Source organism: Streptomyces sp. WMMC500 (assembly GCF_027497195.1).
Classification (GTDB): domain Bacteria; phylum Actinomycetota; class Actinomycetes; order Streptomycetales; family Streptomycetaceae; genus Streptomyces.
Genome location: NZ_CP114905.1, coordinates 2,153,419 through 2,172,100, shown reverse-complemented (window position 1 = coordinate 2,172,100; position 18,682 = coordinate 2,153,419). Strand labels below are relative to the sequence as shown.

General features: G+C 75.5%; 14 protein-coding genes. 8 read left to right on the top strand and 6 right to left on the bottom strand.

Translation table 11 applies throughout. The features are described from left to right. The first annotated feature begins 61 nt into the window (after positions 1-61). The gene (locus tag O7599_RS08850; RefSeq protein WP_281621575.1) at positions 62-1,726 is read left to right on the top strand and encodes a sensor histidine kinase; all 1,665 of its coding nucleotides are present in this window, start codon (positions 62-64) and stop codon (positions 1,724-1,726) included. Positions 1,727-1,759: 33 nt separating this feature from the next. On the opposite strand, the gene O7599_RS08845 is transcribed toward O7599_RS08850, so the two are convergent. The 4 genes from O7599_RS08845 to O7599_RS08830 form a co-directional block, all read right to left on the bottom strand. After that, positions 1,760-3,394, bottom strand: a complete 1,635-nt coding sequence (locus O7599_RS08845; protein ID WP_281621574.1) for a cation acetate symporter — start codon at positions 3,392-3,394, stop codon at positions 1,760-1,762. After that, positions 3,391-3,906, bottom strand: coding sequence for a DUF485 domain-containing protein (locus O7599_RS08840; protein WP_281621573.1), 516 nt, complete (start codon positions 3,904-3,906; stop codon positions 3,391-3,393). Before O7599_RS08840 ends, O7599_RS08845 begins: the two co-directional genes overlap by 4 nt. A 93-nt stretch (positions 3,907-3,999) precedes the next feature. Beyond that, entirely contained in the window at positions 4,000-4,953 is a 954-nt protein-coding gene (locus tag O7599_RS08835) for a pyridoxal-phosphate dependent enzyme (protein ID WP_281621572.1), read from the bottom strand. 156 nt (positions 4,954-5,109) lie between these two features. Further along, positions 5,110-7,563 carry a DNA topoisomerase IV subunit A gene (locus tag O7599_RS08830; RefSeq protein ID WP_281621571.1) on the bottom strand — a complete coding sequence of 818 codons (2,454 nt, stop codon included), beginning with the start codon at positions 7,561-7,563 and terminating at the stop codon, positions 5,110-5,112. Between the two features lie 176 nt (positions 7,564-7,739). Between O7599_RS08830 and O7599_RS08825 the strand changes: the two genes are divergently transcribed. The 3 genes from O7599_RS08825 to O7599_RS08815 all read left to right on the top strand — a co-directional run bounded on the left by O7599_RS08825 (position 7,740) and on the right by O7599_RS08815 (position 11,340). After that, entirely contained in the window at positions 7,740-9,113 is a 1,374-nt protein-coding gene (locus O7599_RS08825) for a pitrilysin family protein (RefSeq protein ID WP_281621570.1), read from the top strand. Then, entirely contained in the window at positions 9,110-10,498 is a 1,389-nt protein-coding gene (locus O7599_RS08820; protein ID WP_281621569.1) for a pitrilysin family protein, read from the top strand. Before O7599_RS08825 ends, O7599_RS08820 begins: the two co-directional genes overlap by 4 nt. Positions 10,499-10,650: 152 nt before the next feature. Then, positions 10,651-11,340 carry a GntR family transcriptional regulator gene (locus O7599_RS08815; protein ID WP_281623318.1) on the top strand — a complete coding sequence of 230 codons (690 nt, stop codon included), beginning with the start codon at positions 10,651-10,653 and terminating at the stop codon, positions 11,338-11,340. 121 nt (positions 11,341-11,461) lie between these two features. Here the strand turns inward: O7599_RS08815 and O7599_RS08810 are convergent, their stop codons facing one another. Then, positions 11,462-11,746 carry an HPr family phosphocarrier protein gene (locus tag O7599_RS08810; RefSeq protein WP_281621568.1) on the bottom strand — a complete coding sequence of 95 codons (285 nt, stop codon included), beginning with the start codon at positions 11,744-11,746 and terminating at the stop codon, positions 11,462-11,464. Positions 11,747-12,002: 256 nt separating this feature from the next. On the opposite strand from O7599_RS08810, the gene O7599_RS08805 reads away from it, so the two are divergent. The 3 genes from O7599_RS08805 to O7599_RS08795 all read left to right on the top strand — a co-directional run bounded on the left by O7599_RS08805 (position 12,003) and on the right by O7599_RS08795 (position 16,690). Further along, on the top strand, positions 12,003-14,744 hold the full coding sequence (locus O7599_RS08805; protein ID WP_281621567.1) for a GNAT family N-acetyltransferase: 2,742 nt from the start codon (positions 12,003-12,005) through the stop codon (positions 14,742-14,744). 141 nt (positions 14,745-14,885) lie between these two features. After that, complete coding sequence (locus O7599_RS08800) at positions 14,886-15,476, top strand: DUF5998 family protein (RefSeq protein WP_281621566.1); 591 nt, start codon at positions 14,886-14,888, stop codon at positions 15,474-15,476. Continuing rightward, on the top strand, positions 15,476-16,690 hold the full coding sequence (locus tag O7599_RS08795) for a nucleotide pyrophosphatase/phosphodiesterase family protein (RefSeq protein ID WP_281621565.1): 1,215 nt from the start codon (positions 15,476-15,478) through the stop codon (positions 16,688-16,690). The genes O7599_RS08800 and O7599_RS08795 overlap by 1 nt, the downstream gene beginning before the upstream one ends. Positions 16,691-16,787: 97 nt before the next feature. On the opposite strand, the gene O7599_RS08790 is transcribed toward O7599_RS08795, so the two are convergent. Then, positions 16,788-17,549, bottom strand: a complete 762-nt coding sequence (locus tag O7599_RS08790) for a VOC family protein (protein WP_281621564.1) — start codon at positions 17,547-17,549, stop codon at positions 16,788-16,790. 193 nt (positions 17,550-17,742) lie between these two features. Between O7599_RS08790 and O7599_RS08785 the strand changes: the two genes are divergently transcribed. Further along, entirely contained in the window at positions 17,743-18,579 is an 837-nt protein-coding gene (locus O7599_RS08785; RefSeq protein ID WP_281621563.1) for a sulfurtransferase, read from the top strand. Positions 18,580-18,682 lie beyond the last annotated feature (103 nt).

The following is an 18,682-nucleotide window of genomic DNA, read 5'->3' as shown; positions in this document are numbered from 1 at the left end:
CACCCGGGAAGCCACGCCAGGGGGATGCCCGTAGCGTCCCGGTCGGTTACGGTTCGCCCTCATGGGTGCAACGTCGACCGTACGCCGCGGCGAGCCCCGCGGCCCCGGCCGGCGGCTCGGCTGGCCGCGCCGTGTCTCCTCCCAGATCCTGCTCATGCAGCTCGCCCTGGCCACCGGGGTCACGATCCTCGCCGCGGCGCTCTTCCTCGCGCCGTACAGCGACGAGCTCGACCGGCAGGTGATGCGCCGCGCGCTGGCCATCGCGCAGAGCACCGCGGTCGAGCCCGGCCTCGCCGAGGCGCTGCTGACCACCCCCGCCGACCCGGACGGACCGGTGCAGCGCCGCGCCGAGCGGATCCGCAGGGCCACCGGCGCCGAGTACGTCGTCGTGCTGGACAACCGCGGCGTGCGCTGGTCCCACACCCGGCCCGGGAACGTCGGCCACCGCGTCTCCACCGACCCCTCGGCGGCGCTCGCCGGCGAGGAGTGGATGGGCATCGACACCGGCACCATGGGGCGTACCGCCCGCGGCAAGGTGCCGCTGCACGACCGGGAGGGGCGGATCGTCGGCGCGGTCTCGGTCGGCATCCCGTACGAGGGCGTACGCGACCGGCTCATCGCGGCGGTGCCCGGCGTGCTGGCGTACGCGGGGGGCGCGTTGGCCGTCGGCGCGCTCGTCGCCTTCGCGCACTCCCGCCGGCTCCAGCGCCGCACTCGCGACCTCGCGTTCTCCGACATAGCAGCGCTGCTGGACGAGCGCGAGGCGATGCTGCACGGCATCCGCGAGGGCGTCGTCGCGCTCGACGGCGGCGGCCGGCTGCGGCTGGTCAACGACGAGGCCGCCCGGCTCCTCGGCATCGACCCCGGGCACACCGGCCGCCCGCTGGACGACGTGCTGCGCCCGGGCCGGACCGCGGACGTGCTCGCCGGCCGGGTCGCCGGCTCCGACCTGCTGACGGTCAGCGACGGCCGGGTGCTCGTCGCCAACCGCATGCCCACCGCCGACGGCGGCGCCGTCGCCACCCTGCGCGACCGCACCGAGCTGGAGCAACTGGGCCGCGAACTGGACTCCACCCGCGGCCTCATCGACGCCCTGCGCGCCCAGGACCACGAGCACGCCAACCACCTGCACACCCTGCTCGGGCTGCTGGAGCTGGGCATGACGGAGGAGGCCACCGAGTACATCGCCGAGGCCGCCGGCGGCCGTCGCGCCACCGCGGAGCAGGTGACCGGCCGGATCCGCGACCCGCTGCTCGCCGCGCTGCTCGTCGGCAAGGCGACCGTCGCCGCGGAGCGGGGCGTGCCGCTGGTGGTGACGGGGGAGCTGCCCGACCGGGCAGTCGACCCGCGCGGGCTGGTCACCATCGTCGGCAACCTGGTCGACAACGCCCTGGACGCGGCGGTGGGTTCACCGGCCCCGCTGGTCGAGGTGGACCTGCGCGCCGACGGCGAGACGGTGCGGCTGCGGGTCGCCGACTCCGGTCCGGGGGTGCCGGCGGAGCGGCGCGAGATGGTCTTCGCGGACGGCTGGACGACGAAGGAGCCGCCCGCGCACGGCAAGCGGGGCCTCGGTCTCGCGCTGGTGCGGCGGCTCGCGGAGCGGCAGGGCGGCGGCGCGGAGGTCGGCGAGCGGCCGGGCGGGGGCGCGGAGTTCACCGTCGTGCTCCCGGAGGCGCTGGCGCCGGCGGCCGGGCGCGTGCCCGAGCGCCGGCTGCCGGCCCCGTAGCCCGTGTGGCCCGTGTGGCCCGCGGTTCCGCCGCTACGCGGCCCCCGCCCCGGTCAGCGCGCGGACCTGGGTCTTCGCGTGCCGTACGGGATCCGCGGGCTCCGCGGACGTGACCGTGCCCAGCCAGCCCGCGAGGAAGCCCAGCGGCACGGACACCAGCCCCGGGTTCTGCAGCGGGAAGACGTGGAAGTCCACGCCCGGGAAGAGGGCGGCCGGGCTGCCCGAGACCACCGGCGAGAACACCACCAGCAGCACCGCGGGGCCGAGCCCGCCGTACAGCGCCCACAGCGCGCCGCGGGCGGTGAAGCGGCGCCAGAAGAGCGCGTAGAGCAGCACCGGCAGGTTCGCCGAGGCCGCCACCGCGAAGGCGAGCCCGACGAGGAACGCCACGTTCAGGTCCCGGGCCAGCAGTCCGAGGCCGATGGCGAGTGCACCGATGACCGCCGCGGCCACCCGCGCCACCGTCACCTCGCCGGGGCCGCCGGCCGTGCCGGCGGGCCGTCGCGTACGGCCCGGGCGGCGCCGCGCGCGGGCGCGGCGCACCGTCGCGTACAGGTCGTGCGCCACCGACGCCGACGACGCCAGCGTGATCCCCGCGACCACCGCCAGGATCGTCGCGAACGCCACGGCCGCCACCACCGCGAAGAGGATCGTTCCGCCGGCCGAGCCCGCGCCGCCCCCGAGGTCGAGCGCGAGCAGCGGCACCGCCGTGTTGCCCGACGGGTCGTCGGCGCGCACCGCCGCGCCGCCCACGAGCGCCGCGGCGCCGAAGCCGAGCACGATCGTCATCAGGTAGAAGCCGCCGATCAGCCCGATCGACCAGACCGCCGAGCGGCGCGCGGAGGCGGCGGTCGGCACGGTGGAGAAGCGGGCCAGGATGTGCGGCAGGCCCGCGGTGCCGAGGACCAGCGCGAGGCCCAGGCTGAGGAAGTCCAGCCGGTCGACGAGCCCGCCGCCGTACGCGAGGCCCGGGGCGAGGAAGTCGGAACCGTGGCCGCTGCGCCCGGCCGCGGCGTCGAGCAGCGCGCCGGGGTCGCCGTGGAAGCGCAGCAGCACCAGCACGGTGAGCGTCAGCGCCCCCGCCAGCAGCAGCACGGCCTTGACGATCTGGATCCAGGTCGTGGCGCGCATCCCGCCGAGCACGACGTACGTCACCATCAGCGCGCCGACGCCCGCGACCGCGGCCGTGCGCGCGCCGCCGGTGTGGCCGCCGGCCAGCAGCGCCACCAGGCTGCCCGCGCCGACCATCTGCGCCACGAGGTACAGCACCGAGACCGTGACCGACGAGATGCCCGCGGCGAACCGTACGTGCGGCCGGCGTAGCCGGCAGGCGACGACGTCGCCGAGGGTGAACCGGCCGCAGTTGCGCACGAGTTCCGCGACGAGCAGCAGCACGACGAGCCAGGCGACGAGGAAGCCGACGGAGTACAGCACGCCGTCGTAGCCGTAGAGCGCGATGAGGCCGGAGACGCCGAGGAAGGAGGCGGCGGACAGGTAGTCCCCGGAGAGGGCGAAACCGTTCTCCATGGGGGTGAACAGCCGGCCGCCGGCGTAGAACTCCTCCGGCGAGCCGTGCCGCCGCCGCCCCGCCCACAGCGTGATCGCCAGCGTCAGCGCGACGAACGCGCAGAACAGCAGCAGAGCGAGCTTCCGGTGCTCCCCGGTCACCGGCCCGGCTCCTGCCGCGAGGGTCGGCGGGTCCCGACGTAGCCGTCCGCGCGGCGGGTGCGCATGGCGATGTCCCAGCGCAGGTCGAGCGCGGCGGGGTCGCGGCGCAGCCGGGCGTGCCGGGCGTACGCCCAGGTGAGCAGGAACGTCGTCGCGAACTGGCCGAGGCCGGCGAGCAGCGCGACGTTGACCGGCCCCGCGACCCGGCGGCCCATCAGGTCCGGGGCGACGGTGGCGGCCACGACGTACGACAGGTACCAGGCGAGGAACGCGAGCGCGGCCGGCACGACGAAGCGGCGGTACTGGCGGCGTACGCGCCGGAACTCGGGGGTGGCGTGGACCGCGAGGTACACGTCGTCGTCGGGCTCGGCTCCGTGGTCGTCACCGGGCTCGGCGCCGTCCGCGCCTGGGGGAGCGGCGCGGTCCGGCCGGCCGGACCAGTCCGGCCGGTCGGACCACGGATCGTGGGGCGGGGCTGCCGGGGCGCCCTCGGGCCCCTGGGGGTCGTTCACCGGAGTGCTCTCCTCGCTCGGCGGGGTTGCCGACTGCCCAGAATGAGCACCGCGGGAAGATCACAGTTGGGGCATTCCCGGCCCTTCACACCTTCAGGCGACAGCCCTGGCAATTTCTGCCTGCTGGGCGTTGCCTCCGGTAACCACGACCGCGACGCGCTGTCCCGCGAAGGCGTCCGGCTGCGCGTACAGCGCCGCGAGCGCCGCGGCGCCGGCGCCCTCAGCCAGCGTGTGCGCGTCACTCATCAGGCTCTTCTGGGCGAGGGCGATCTCCTCGTCGTCGACGAGGAGGAAGTCCGCCAGCCCGGTGCGCATCAGCGCCTGCGGCAGCGCGAATCCGGTGCCGGTGGCCAGCCCCTCGACGCGGGTGCGGTTGGGGTGTTCGACCAGGTGTCCGGCACGCCACGACCGGTACGCCGCCGGGGAGGCCGACGACTGCACCGCGATCACCCGGCAGTCCGGGGCGACGGCCGCGGCCACCAGGCACGCGGCGGCGGCCCCGCTGCCCCCGCCAACCGGGACGATCACCGCGTCCAGGTCCGGCGCCTGCTCGAACAGCTCCAGGTACGCGGTGGCCACCCCGGCGACGATCTCCGGCTCGTCCGCCGCGCTCACCAGCCGGGCGCCGCGCTCGGCGGCCAACCGCCCGGCGTACGGGCGGGCTTCGTCGAACGTCGCGCCGTGCTCGATCAGCTCCGCGCCGAGGGCCGTGACGGCGCGCGCCTTGCCGGGGTTGGGGCGCTCCGGCATCACGATCGTGCAGGGTGCGCCGTGCCGGGCGGCGGCGTAGGCGAGCGACTGGGCGTGGTTGCCGGTGGAGTACCCCACGATGCCGCGGGCGCGCTCCTCGTCGCTCATCGAGGCGAGGAGGGCGAGGCCGCCGCGTACCTTGAACGCGCCCGTCGGCTGGGTGTTCTCGTGCTTGACGAGCAGGCGCGCGGCCGAGCCCCGGTCCAGCGCGGGGTAGGACCACAGCGGGGTGGGCGGCAGTTCGTCGCGGATCAGCCGGCGGGCGAGCAGGGCGTCGGTGACGGTCGGAGTCCTCATGGCCCCACGCTGGCAGCCGGTGACCTCCGGGTCCAGCGCGAGGATCACCCCGCGCCTCCGCAGACCGCCGGTCCGCCACGCCTCTCGCCCACGCGCAACTGCCGCGCCGCCGGGCCCGGACCGGAAGCGGCCCGCGCCCCGTACCGCCCCGCGCGCCTACACCGGGCCCGCCACCGCCGTCACCTGCTTCGCCAGCGGCGTCCCCGAGCCGTCCCGGCGCGGGTCCGGCTCCGGCAGCTCCACCGGGCTGCCGGTGCGCCCCGCCGCGCGGGCCGGCACCGGCCCCGCCCAGGCGAACGTCAGGCAGTCCTCGCCCTTCAGGAACCGCTGGCAGCGCACGCCGCCCGTCGCCCGCCCCTTCCGGGGGAACTGGTCGAACGGCGTGAGCTTGGCCGTCTGCACCCACGCCCCGTCCAGCGCCCCCGTGGAACCCGCGACCGTCAGCACCGCCGCGTCCGCCGCCGGGTCGACCACGTGGAACGCGACGACCCTCGCCCCCGCGCCCAGCTTCACGCCCGCCATGCCGCCGGCGGCCCGGCCCTGCGGCCGCACCTGCCCCGCGGGATAGCGCAGCAACTGCGCGTCGCTGGTGACGAAGACGAGGTCCTCCTCGCCCGTGCGCAGCTCCGCCGCGCCGACGACCTGGTCGCCGTCCTTGAGCGACACGACCTCCAACTCGTCCTTGTTCGCGGGGTAGTCCGGCACCACCCGCTTCACCACGCCCTGCTCCGTGCCCAGCGCCAGGCCCGGCGAGGACTCGTCGAGCGTCGTGAGACAGACGACCTTCTCGCCGTCCGCCAGGGTCAGGAACTCCGAGACCGCCGCGCCCCCCGCCAGGCTCGGCCGGGCCGCGGTCTCCGGCAGCACCGGCAGGTCGATCACCGATACCCGCAGCAGCCGCCCCTGCGAGGTCACCGCCCCGATGTGCGCCCGCGACGTCGTCGGCACGGCGGAGACGATCACGTCGTGCTTGACGCGCTTCGCCGGCGCCGGCTCGCCGAAGGGATCGCCGTTGGCGGTACGGGCGAGCAGCCCGGTGGACGACATCAGCACCCGGCACGGGTCGTCGGACATCTCCAGCGGCACCGCCGCGGCCGGCTCCCCGCCGGCCTCCAGCAGCACCGTGCGGCGCTCGCTGCCGTACTTCTTCGCCACCGCCGACAGCTCCCCGGACACCAGCTTGCGCAGCTCCGCGTCCGACTCCAGGATCCGCGTCAGCTCGGCGATCTCCGCCGTCAGCCGGTCCCGCTCGGCCTCCAGCTCCAGCCGGTCGAACTTCGTCAGCCGGCGCAGCGGCGTGTCCAGGATGTACTGCGTCTGGATCTCGGAGAGCGAGAAGTGGGCGATCAGCCGCTCCTTGGCCTGCGCGGCGTTCTCGCTGGCCCGGATGATGCGGATGACCTCGTCGATGTCGAGCAGCGCGACGAGCAGGCCCTCCACCAGGTGCAGCCGGTCGCGGCGCTTGGTGCGCCGGAACTCGCTGCGCCGCCGCACCACCGTGAAGCGGTGGTCGAGGAAGACCTCCAGCAGTTCCTTGAGGCCCAGCGTGAGCGGCTGCCCGTCGACGAGCGCGACGTTGTTGATGCCGAAGGTCTCCTCCATCGGCGTCAGCTTGTACAACTGCTCCAGCACGGCCTCGGGGTGGAAGCCGTTCTTGATCTCGAAGACCAGCCGCAGGCCGTGCTCGCGGTCGGTGAGGTCCTTCAGGTCGGCGATGCCCTGCAGGCGCTTCGCCCCGATGAGGTCCTTGACCTTGGCGCGGATCTTCTCCGGCCCGACGGTGAAGGGCAGCTCCGTGACGACGATGCCCTTGCGGCGCGCGGAGACCTGCTCGACCGTCGCGGTGGCGCGGATCTTGAAGCTGCCGCGGCCCGTCTCGTACGCGTCCCGGATGCCGTCGAGGCCGACGACCCGGCCCCCGGTGGGCAGATCGGGACCCGGCACGTACCGCATCAGGGTGTCCAGGTCGGCGCCCGGGTGCCGGATCAGGTGCCGCGCGGCGGCGATGACCTCTCCGAGGTTGTGCGGCGGCATGTTGGTCGCCATCCCGACCGCGATCCCGGAGGCGCCGTTCACCAGCAGGTTCGGGAACGCGGACGGCAGGGCGACGGGCTCCTGTTCGCTGCCGTCGTAGTTGGGGGCGAAGTCGACGGTGTCCTCGTCGATCGACTCGACCATGAGCGTCGCGGCGGGCGCGGGGCGGCACTCGGTGTAGCGCATGGCCGCGGGCGGGTCGTCGTTGCCGAGGGAGCCGAAGTTGCCGTGGCCGTCGACAAGCGGCAGCCGCATCGAGAACGGCTGCGCCATGCGCACCAGCGCGTCGTAGATGGCGGAGTCGCCGTGCGGGTGGAGGCGGCCCATCACCTCGCCGACGACGCGCGCGCACTTCACGTACGACCGCTCGGGGCGCAGGCCCATCTCGTTCATCTGGTGGAGGATGCGGCGGTGCACGGGCTTCAGGCCGTCGCGGGCGTCGGGGAGCGCGCGGGAGTAGATGACCGAGTACGCGTACTCGAGGAAGGAGCCCTGCATCTCGTCCACGACGTCGACGTCGAGGATCCGCTCTTCGAACTCCTCTGGCGGCGGGGCACTGCTTCTGCGGCGGGCCATCTCGGCTGCTGCTCCTCATCGGCTCGTTCACGGGCGGTCGGCGTGCGCCCCCATTGTGGACCCACGCGCCGACATCGCCGACCACGACCCGGCGCACGGCCCCCGGCATACAGTGGGGGCGCGACACCGGACGTCCGGTGTCCGCGTACAGCAGCGATCGAAGGGACTCCATGCCCATGGGTCAGACGGCCACCCCGCAGGCCGGTTCAGGCGGACCGACACTGGAAGAACACCGCTTGGACAACGGGCTGCGGGTCATCCTCTCCGAGGACCCTCTCACGCCCGTCGCCTCGGTGTGCATCTGGTACGACGTGGGTTCGCGCCACGAGGTGGCCGGCCGCACCGGCCTCGCCCACCTCTTCGAGCACCTGATGTTCCAGGGCTCGGCGCAGGTCTCCGGCAACGGCCACTTCGAACTGGTGCAGTCCGCCGGCGGCTCGCTCAACGGCACCACCAGCTTCGAGCGCACCAACTACTTCGAGACCATGCCGGCCCACCAGCTCGAACTGGCTCTGTGGCTGGAGGCCGACCGGATGGGCTCGCTGCTCACGGCGCTGACCCAGGAGAGCCTGGACAACCAGCGCGACGTGGTGAAGAACGAGCGCCGCCAGCGGTACGACAACGTGCCCTACGGCACGGCGTTCGAGAAGCTCGCCGCGATGACGTACCCCGAGGGCCACCCGTACCACCACACGCCGATCGGCTCCATGGCCGACCTGGACGCGACCTCCCTCGCGGACTGCCAGGAGTTCTTCCGCACGTACTACTCGCCGAGCAACGCCGTGCTCTCCGTCGTCGGCGACATCGACCCGGCGCAGACCCTCGCCTGGGTGGAGAAGTACTTCGGCTCCATCCCCGCGCACGAGGGCAAGCAGCCCCCGCGCGACGGCGCGCTGCCCGACACCCTCGGCGGCGCGCAGCGCGTGCCGCTCGCCGAAGAGGTGCCGTCGCGGGCGCTGATGGCCTCGTACCGGCTGCCCGAGGACGGCACCCGCGAGGCCGACGCCGCGGACCTGGCCCTGACCGTGCTCGGCGGCGGCGAGTCCTCCCGGCTCTACAACCGCCTGGTGCGCCGCGACCGGCTCGCCGTGGCGGCCGGGTTCGGGATGCTGCGGCTGGCCGGCGCGCCGTCGCTCGGCTGGCTCGACGTCAAGGCGTCCGGCGGCGTCGAGGTGCCCGCCATCGAGACCGCCGTCGACGAGGAGCTGGCCCGCTTCGCCGAACAGGGGCCGACGCCCGAGGAGATGGAGCGGGCGCAAGCGCAGCTCGAACGCGAGTGGCTGGACCGGCTGGCGACCGTCGGCGGCCGGGCGGACGAGTTCTGCCGCTACGCGGTGCTCTTCGGCGACCCGAAGCTCGCGCTCGGCGCGGTCGAGCGGATCCTCGGCGTCACGGCCGAGGAGGTGCAGGCCGTCGCCAAGGCGCGGCTGATCCCGGAGAACCGCGCGGCGCTCGTGTACGAGCCCACGGCGCCCGCCGCCGACGCCACCGACGAGAACGACGGCGCCGCGGACGCCGCGAGCACCGAGGAAGACGAGGTTCAGGCGTGACCGCCGAGACGACCAGCATGATGACCTTCCACCCGCGCCCGCAGGGCGGCGAGGCCCGGCCGTGGGCGTTTCCCGCCCCGGACCGCGGCACCCTCGCCAACGGGCTCACGGTGCTCACCTGCCACCGGCCGGGACAGCAGGTCGTCGCCGTCGAGGTGTGCCTCGCCGCGCCGCTGGACGCCGAGCCCGCCGGTCTCGACGGCGTCGCCATGATCATGGCGCGGGCGTTCTCCGAGGGCACGGACACGCACACCGCCGAGGAGTTCGCCGCCGAGCTGGAGCGCTGCGGCGCCACCATCGACGCGCACGCCGACCACCCCGGCGTCCGCGTCTCCCTGGAGGTCCCCGCCTCCCGGCTGCGCCGCGGCCTGACGCTGCTCGCCGACGCGCTGCGCGCGCCCGCCTTCCCGGACGACGAGATCGAGCGGCTGGTCGCCAACCGGCTGGACGAGATCCCGCACGAGCTGGCCAACCCCGGCCGGCGCGCCGCGATGGCGCTGTACGCCGAGCTGTTCGACGCCGGTGACCGCCTCTCCCGGCCCCGCTGGGGCACGGAGGAGTCCGTCGCGGGCATCGACGCCGCGTCCGTACGGGCCTTCTACCACGCCCATGTCCGGCCCGCCACCGCCACCGTCGTGGTCGTCGGCGACCTGACCGGCGCCGACGTCGACGACGCGCTGGCAGGCACCCTCGGCGCCTGGACCGGCACGCCCGCCGAGGCCCGCCCGCTGCCGCCGGTGGCCGCGGACGACACCGGCCGGGTCGTCGTCGTCGACCGCCCGGGCGCGGTGCAGACGCAGGTGCTCATCGGCCGCGTCGGCGCCGACCGGCACGACGCCGTCTGGCCCGCCCAGCTCCTCGGCACGTACTGCCTGGGCGGGACCCTCACCTCGCGCCTCGACGTCGTGCTGCGCGAGGAGAAGGGCTACACCTACGGCGTGCGGGCCTCCGCCCAGTCGCTACGCTCGCCGGCCGCCGGCACCGGCGCCGCGCTGCTGGCCATCAGCGGGTCGGTGGAGACCGACGTGACCGGCCCGGCGCTGGCGGACACCTGGCAGGTGCTGCGCTCGCTGGCCGACGGGCTGACCGACGCCGAGCGGGACGCGGCGGCCGACTTCCTGGTCGGCGTGGCCCCGCTGCGGTACGAGACGTCGGCCGCGGTCGCCGGCACGCTGGCCGACCAGGTCGAGCAGCAGCTCCCGGACGACTACCAGGCCCGGCAGTACGCCCGGCTCGCCGCCACCGGCACGGTGGAGGCCACGGCCGCGGTGCTGAGCGCGTTCCCCACGGACCGGCTCGTGACCGTGCTCGTCGGCGACGCGGAGAAGATCGCCGAGCCGGTGCGGGAGCTGGGCATCGGTGAGGTCAGGGTCGTCTCCGGCTGATTGCCGGCTTTACCGCGTCCCGCGGTAAACGGCCCGTAGCAGACCGGAAAGAGCCCGGCGGTGCCGCCGGGCTCTTTCGCGTTCCTGCCGGAATTCGCATACCGCTGCCATACTGTTCACCCGGGGCGGCGCTAAGGGGCGTGGATGATGCGGTGTGCGCGGTGAACGGCGGTATTTCCCAGGCGGTGTGTACGGCGATCCGCGACGACATCGTCTCGGGATTCTTCGCCCAGGGCGCCCGGCTCGCCGAGGAGCACCTCGCGCGCAGGTACGGTGTCTCGCGGGTGCCGGTCCGCGAGGCGCTGCGCACCCTGGAGTCGGAGGGCTTCGTCACCACCAAGCGGCACGCCGGCGCCTGCGTCGCCGAGCCCACCGCGCAGGACACCGCCGACCTGCTGGAGATACGCGCGCTGCTGGAGCCGCTGGGTGCCGCGCGGGCGGCCCAGCGGCGTACCGAGGCCCATCTGAAGGTGCTGCACGGCCTGGTGCGGCTGGGCAGGGAACGGGCGCAGCGCGGGCACGTCGCGGAGCTGCCGTCGCTGAGCACGTGGTTCCACGAGACGCTGGCGCAGGCCACCGGCAGCCGGAACCTCACCGCGCTGCTGGTGCAGGTGCGCCGGAAGGTGTCCTGGCTGTACGGGGCCTCGCCGGCGGTGCGGTCGGTGGAGGCGTGGGACGAGCACGGCGCGATCGCCGACGCCGTGGCGCGCGGGGACGCGGAGCGGGCCAGGGTTCTCGCCACGGCGCACGTGGAGCGTTCCGCGGGTGCGTACGAATTGCGCAGAACCGTGCGCGTGAGTTCCCGGAAACATGCCGTAAACACGGGAAGCGATCAGCCGTAACAATCTCGTGCCCGCGGAAATCGGGGGAGCGGGGGAAATGCCGACCCGCCGGAATACGAAGGGCGGTAATCGGCCGATTCCCCCCGGCGGTGCGTCGTACGGATTCGTGCGCGGACGCGCGTCAGACGGTTTCCGGCAGCTCGTCCAGGCCCTCCTGGACCAGCTTCGCCAGCCGGTCGAGCGCGGCGTCGGAGGCGTCGTCCTCCGAGGCGAGGACGATCTCGTCGCCGCCCTTGGCGCCCAGGCCCAGCACGGCCAGCATGGAGGCGGCGTTGACGGCGTTGCCGTCGGCGGCCTTCGAGATCGTCACCGGGACGCCGGCGGCGGTGGCCGCCCGCACGAAGATCGACGCGGGGCGGGCGTGCAGGCCCTCGGCCCAGCCGACGGTGACGCGGCGCTCAACCATGGTGTTGCCCTTCCATCGTTCTAGTTGTCTAGACCATTCTCGCACGCGCGCCGAGTGGACCGGACCGCGGTCGGACCGCGCCGGCCTGCGGCGTTCCGGGGCACGGGCCCTTCGTCTCCCACCCCCGCCGCCCTTCGTCTCCCGCCCTGTGCCGCCTGCCCCGGCCGCCCCGCGGCGCCCGGCGCGCCCCGCGGTCACCTCAGCCTGCCCTGCCGCCCGCGCTCCCGCCAGCATGCGCGGACCGTAACCTGGGCCCATGTCCACCCCGTCGGCACATGAGTACCCCACCCACTGGGAAGCCGACGTCGTGCTGCGCGACGGCGGCACCGCGGAGGTCAGGCCGATCGTCCCGGACGACGCCGACCGGCTCGTCGCGTTCTTCGACCGGGTCTCCGACGAGTCCAAGTACCTGCGCTTCTTCGCCCCGCACCCGCAGCTCTCCGCCAAGGACGTGCACCGCTTCACCCACCACGACTACGTCGACCGGGTGGGCCTGGCGGCCGTCGTCGGCGACGCCTTCATCGCCACCGTGCGCTACGACCGCACCGAGCCCGCCCCCGACGGGGCGCCGCAGGCCGAGGTGGCGTTCCTCGTCCAGGACGACCAGCAGGGCCGCGGCGTCGCCTCCGTGCTGCTGGAGCACATCGCGGCCTGCGCCCGCGAGCGGGGCGTGCGCCGTTTCGTCGCCGACGTGCTGCCCGCCAACAGCCGCATGATGAAGGTCTTCACGGACGCCGGCTACACGCAGAAGCGCAGCTTCGAGGACGGCGTCGTGCGGCTGGAGTTCCCACTGGAGCCCACCGAGCGGTCGCTCGCGGTCATGCACGCCCGCGAGCAGCGGGCCGAGGCCCGCTCCGTGCGGCGGCTGCTCGCCCCGCGCTCCGTCGCCGTGGTCGGCGTCGGCCGCCGCCCCGGCGGCGTCGGCCGCACCGTCCTCGCCAACCTCCTCGCCGCCGGCTTCACCGGCCGGGTCTACGCCGTGAACCACGCGTACCCCGCGGGGCAGGACCGGCTCCTGCCGGAGGACGTCCCCGCCCGCCGCTCCGTGCGCGACATCGACGAGCCCGTCGACCTCGCCGTCGTCGCCGTGCCCGCCGCCCGCGTCCCCGACGTCGTCGACGACTGCGGCGAACAGGGCGTGCAGGGGCTCGTCGTGCTCTCCTCCGGCTACGCCGAGGAGGGCCCCGCCGGCCGGGCGCGGCAGCGCGACCTCGTCCGGCAGGCCCGCGGCCACGGGATGCGGGTCATCGGCCCCAACGCCTTCGGCGTCCTCAACACCGCCCCGCCCGTACGCCTGAACGCCACCCTCGCGCCCGAGCCCGCGGGCGCCGGGCGCGTCGGGGTCTTCACGCAGTCCGGCGCCATCGGCATCGCGCTGCTGTCCGGGCTGCACCGGCGGCCCGGCGCGGCGCTCACCGGGGTGTCCACGTTCGTCTCCGCCGGCAACCGCGCCGACGTCTCCGGCAACGACCTGCTGCAGTACTGGCACGACGACGGCGCCACCGACGTCGTCCTCATGTATCTCGAATCCCTCGGCAACCCGCGCAAGTTCACCCGCCTCGCCCGCCGCACGTCGGCCGAGAAGCCCGTCGTGGTCGTCAAGGGGGCCCGGCACAGCGCCAGCATGCCGCCCGGCCACGCCGTGCCGCGCACGTCCGTGCCCGCCGAGACCGTCGGCGCGCTGCTGCGCCAGGCCGGGGTCGTCGCCGTCGACACCGTCACCGAACTCGTCGACACCGGGCTGCTGCTCGCCGCCCAGCCCCTGCCCGCCGGGCCGCGGGTCGCGATCGTCGGCAACTCCGACTCCCTCGGCCTCCTCGCGTACGACGCCTGCCGCGCCGCCGGACTGCGCCCGCTGCCCCCGCGCGACCTGACCGCGGCCGCGGCGCCGGAGGACTTCCGGGCCGCCGTCGCCGGCGCGCTGGCCGAGGACGGCTGCGACGCGGTGCTGGTGACGACGATCCCGTGGGTTGCGGACCCGGACGTGCCCGCGCTCGCCGCGGTGCCGGGGCCGCAGGACGCGGGGGCGCTCGCGGCGGCGCTGCGCGCGGCGGCGGCCGGCGCGACGAAGCCGGTGGCCGTCGTCCACCTGGAGATCGAGGGCCTGCCCGCCGCCCTGGCGGCCCCGCCGGACGGCATCCCGACGTACCCGGCGGGGGAGCGGGCGGCGCGGGCCCTGGCGCAGGCGGTGCGGTACGCCCAGTGGCGCCGGCGCGCGGCGGACCCGGGCCGGGTGCCGGAGTACGACGACCTGGACCCGGCGGGCGCCGCGGCGGACATCGCGGAGCTGCTGCCGGACGCGGAGGGCGTGCCCGTCGACGTACCCGAGCAGGCCGCGGTGCGCGTGCTGGCCCGGTACGGGATCACCGTGTTGCCCGCGCTGCCCGCCCCCGACCCGGAAGCCGCCGCGGCCGCCGCCGCCCGCCTCGGCTACCCCGTGGCGCTCAAGACCACCGCCGTCCACCTGCGGCACCGCCCCGACCTCGGCGGCGTACGCCTCGACCTCGCCGGCGAGGAACAGTTGCGCCTCGCCCACGCCGAGCTGACCGGCACCCTCGGCGCCGCCGCCGAGCTGCAGCCGGTGGTTCAGGCCATGGCCCCGCGCGGTGTCGACACCGTCGTCCGCGCCACCGTCGACCCCGGCGTCGGCGCGGTGCTCTCCTTCGGCCTGGCCGGCGCCCCCGCCGAGCTGCTCGGCGACGTCGCGCACCGGCTCGTGCCCGCCACCGACCGCGACGCCGCCGAGCTGATCCGCGCCGTCCGCGGGGCCCCGCTGCTGTTCGGCTGGCGCGGCGCCCAGCCGGTGGACACGGCGGCCCTGGAGGAACTGCTGCTGCGGCTGTCGATCTTCGTCGACGAGCACCCCGAGGTGGTCTCCGCCGAGCTGTCCCCGGTCGTGGTGGCCCCGCACGGCGTCAGCGTGCTGTCCGCCGCTCTGCGGCTGGCCCCGCCGCCGCCCCGCATCGACCTCGGCGCCCGCCGGATGCCCCGCTACTGACCCCGCCGCGCGCCGGCGTGCGCCCCCGACCGGGCCCGATGCCGGCCGTACCCCGCCGGGGCCGGCCCGCGCGCCCCGCCCGCCCCCCGGGGCCTCACTCCGGCGGACCGGGGCGGGCACTGCTGGCCGTAGGATGGGCGCATGGCTAAGACCGGGACCGCGACCAAGGGGCTGCGCGCGGCGATCGAGCGCAGCGGCTACTACCCCGCCCTCGTGGCGGAGGCGGTGGAGGCCGCCGTCGGCGGGGAGCCCGTGTCCGCGTACCTGGTCCACCAGGAGACGACGTTCGACGCCAACGAGGTCCGGCGCCACGTCACCGTGCTCGTACTCACCGACAGCCGCTTCATCGTCAGCCACACCGACGAGCAGGCCGCCGACACCACCTCCCCGACGCCGTACGCCACCACCTCCACCGAGTCCGTCAAGCTCGCCCGGATCTCCTCGGTCGTCCTCAGCCGCGTCGTCGGCAACCCCGAGGCGTACACCGCCGGCAGCCTGCCCCGCGAGGTCGTGCTGACCGTCGGCTGGGGCGCCGTCAGCCGGCTCGACATGGAGCCCGCCACCTGCGGCGACCCCAACTGCGACGCCGACCACGGCTACACCGGCTCGGCCACCGCCGACGACCTGAGCCTGCGCGTCAGCGAGGCGGGCGACGGCCCCGAGACCGTACGGCAGGCCCTGGACTTCGCGCAGGCGCTCTCCGAAGCCACCGCCGCCGGTCCCGAAGCCTGATGCCGGCCACGGGGGGGACACCGGGCCACGGGACACAGGACGGCGCGCCACCGGACGCGGGGGAGTGGCCCGCGCCCCTCGACCCCGCCGCCGCGCCCGCCCCCCGCTACGGCACCCGCTCCCTGGCCGACCTGCTGCCCAGCGTCGCCGCCGGCCTCGGCGTCCCCGGCTTCGTGCCGGCCCTCGCCGGGGTCGAACCGGCCGACCGCGTCTGCGTGTTCCTCATCGACGGCCTCGGCTGGGAGCAGTTGCTCGCCCACCCCGAGGACGCCCCCTTCCTGCACGGGCTGGCCACCGGCGAGCCGCTGACCGCCGGCTTCCCCGCCACCACCGCCACCTCCCTCGCCTCCGTGGGTACGGGCCTGCCGCCCGGCGCCCACGGCCTGCCGGGCTACATGGTGCGCGACCCCGGCACCGGCGAGCTGATGAACCAGCTCCGCTGGCAGCCCTGGACGGCACCGCGCGCGTGGCAGCCGTACCCCACGGTCTTCCAACTCGCCCACGACGCCGGCGTGCACACCGCGCAGGTCTCCTCGCCCGCCTTCGAGACCACCCCGCTGACGACGGTCGCCCTCAGCGGCGGCACCTTCCACGGCCGGCTGTCGGGGGAGGAGCGGATGGACGTCGCCGCCGCCCAACTCGCCGCCGCCGACCGCACGCTCGTCTACACGTACTACAGCGAGGTCGACGGCAACGGCCACCGGCACGGCGTCGACTCCGACGCCTGGCGCGGCCAGCTCGGCTACGCCGACCGCCTCGCCCGCCGCCTCGCCGAGCAACTGCCGCCGCGCGCCGCCCTCCACGTGACCGCCGACCACGGCATGGTCGACATCCCCTTCACCGCCGACGCGCGCTACGACGTCGACGAGGACTGGGAGCTGCGCGCCGGCGTCCGGCTCCTCGGCGGCGAGGGCCGCGCGCGGCACGTGTACGCGGCCCCGGGCGCCGCCGCCGACGTGCTCACCGTCTGGCGCGAGGTGCTGGGCGAGCGCGCCTGGGTGGCGAGCCGCGAAGAGGCCGTCGCGCTGGGGTGGTTCGGGCCGAAGGTCGACGAGCGGGTACGGGACCGGCTCGGGGACGTCATCGTGGCCGCGGCGGACGACATCGCGATCGTCGCCACCCGCACGGAGCCCAAGGAGTCCGCGCTCGCCGGCATGCACGGCTCGCTGACCCCGGCGGAGCAGTTGGTCCCGCTGCTCTCCGTACGCTCCTGAGCCGGACCGCCATACCTGCCGGGCCGGATCCCCGGGACCGGCCCGCCGATACGGGGGCCACGAGCCGTACGCCCGCGGCCCCCGGCGGCGCGCCCGCCTAACGCGGGGAGTGCACCAGCATGAACCGCGCGCCCTCGACGTCCGCGACCTCCGCCAGCCGCCCCGCGGCCGTCTCGTGCGGCTCGCGCACCTGCCGCCCGCCCAGCTCCACCGCCCGCGCCACGGCGGCGTCCACGTCGGCGACCTCGAAGTGCGTCGTCCAGCGCGGGCCCGTCTCGCGCAGCGTCTCCTCGTCCGCGGCGCGGACCGACGCCACGGGCCGGCCCCCGACGTACAGCGTCGCCGTGTCGCCCTCCGAACGCACGTCGTAGCCGAAGACCAGCTCGTAGAACTTCGCGACCAGCGCCGGCTCCGCTACCAGCAGGTCGTTCCACGCCGGCGTGCCCGGCCGCACCGGCCGCTCCACCGGCGAGTGCCGCCGCGGCTGCCACAGCCCGAACACCGCGCCCGCCGGGTCCGAGCAGATCGCCTTACGGCCGGCCGCGTCGGCGTCCAGCGGCCCCACCCCCACCGTCCCGCCGCAGCAGCGCACCTGCTCGGTGGCGGCGTCGGCGTCGTCGGTCGCCAGGTACGGGGTCCAGGCCACCGGCAGCCTGTGCTCCGGCGCCATCGCGCCGATCGCCGCGACCTGGCCGCCGTCGAGGTGTGCCAGCCGGTGCGCGCCCAGCGCACGCGGGCCCTCTTCGAAGTCCCAGCCGAACAGGCCCCGGTAGAACTCCTCGGTCCTGTCCAGCCCGTGCACCATCAGGCTCACCCAGCACGGTGTGCCCGGCGCGCAGAGGTTCGCTCCTTCGGACATGGCAGCCCTCTCTGACCATCGGAAGGTGGCGGTGGGTGACGTTCCGGTGACGCCCCTGCAGATGTTTTCATCCCCCGTGCCGCAGTGCGCCCCCTCTGCGCCGATCCGTTGGAAAATTGTCCGTCGCGATGCGAAGTATTCGCTTTCGGGTCGGTGGGGCGGGGCGGGAGGCGCGGCGCGACTCTGCGCCAGGATGGCCTCCATGGATGCCATCATCTCCGGAACCGATCTCGCGAGCGACCTGGCGGGCCCGCGACCGCCCGTCGTGCTCGACGTGCGCTGGACGCTCGGCGGCCCGCCCGGCCGTCCCGAGTACGACGCGGGCCACATCCCCGGCGCCGCCTACGTCGACCTGGCCACGGAACTGGCCGCCCCGCCCGGCCCCAAGGGCCGCCATCCGCTGCCCGACCTCGGCGTCTTCGGCGCCGCCATGCGCCGCGCCGGCGTCTCGGGCGACCGGCCCGTGGTCGTGTACGACGGCGGTCAGGGCTGGTCGGCCGCGCGCTGCTGGTGGCTGCTGCGCTACACCGGCCACCCGGACGTGCGCGTCCTCGACGGCGGCCTGGCCGCCTGGCCCGGCGAACTCTCCCGCGCGGCGCCGGCGGACGGCGCCGGCGACTTCACGCCGGAGCCCGGTGCGCTGCCGGTGCTCACCGCGGAGGAGGCCGCCGGACTCGCCCGCCACGGCGTCCTGTTCGACGCCCGTGCGGGCGAGCGGTACCGCGGCGAGACGGAGCCCGTCGACCCGGTCGCGGGCCATATCCCGGGCGCGGTCTCGGCGCCGACGACGGAGAACCTCGGCGACGACCTGACTTATCGGCCCGCGGCCGACCTGGCGGCGCGCTTCCGCGCCCTGGGGGCCGCCCCGGGCACGGAGGTCGGGGTGTACTGCGGCTCGGGTGTGTCGGCGGCCCAGGAGGTGCTGGCCCTCACGATCGCGGGCATCCCCGCGGCGCTGTACCCGGGTTCGTGGTCGGAGTGGGTGGCGGACCCGGCGCGTCCGGTGGCGACGGGTCCGGAGCCGGGCTGACGGCGCCGCCCGCGTATCCCGGCATCGGCGCGCGGGCGGCGTCCCGGGAGCACGGCGCGGGCGCGGTCCGTACGGACGACTCCGCACGAACCGCGCCCGGCCG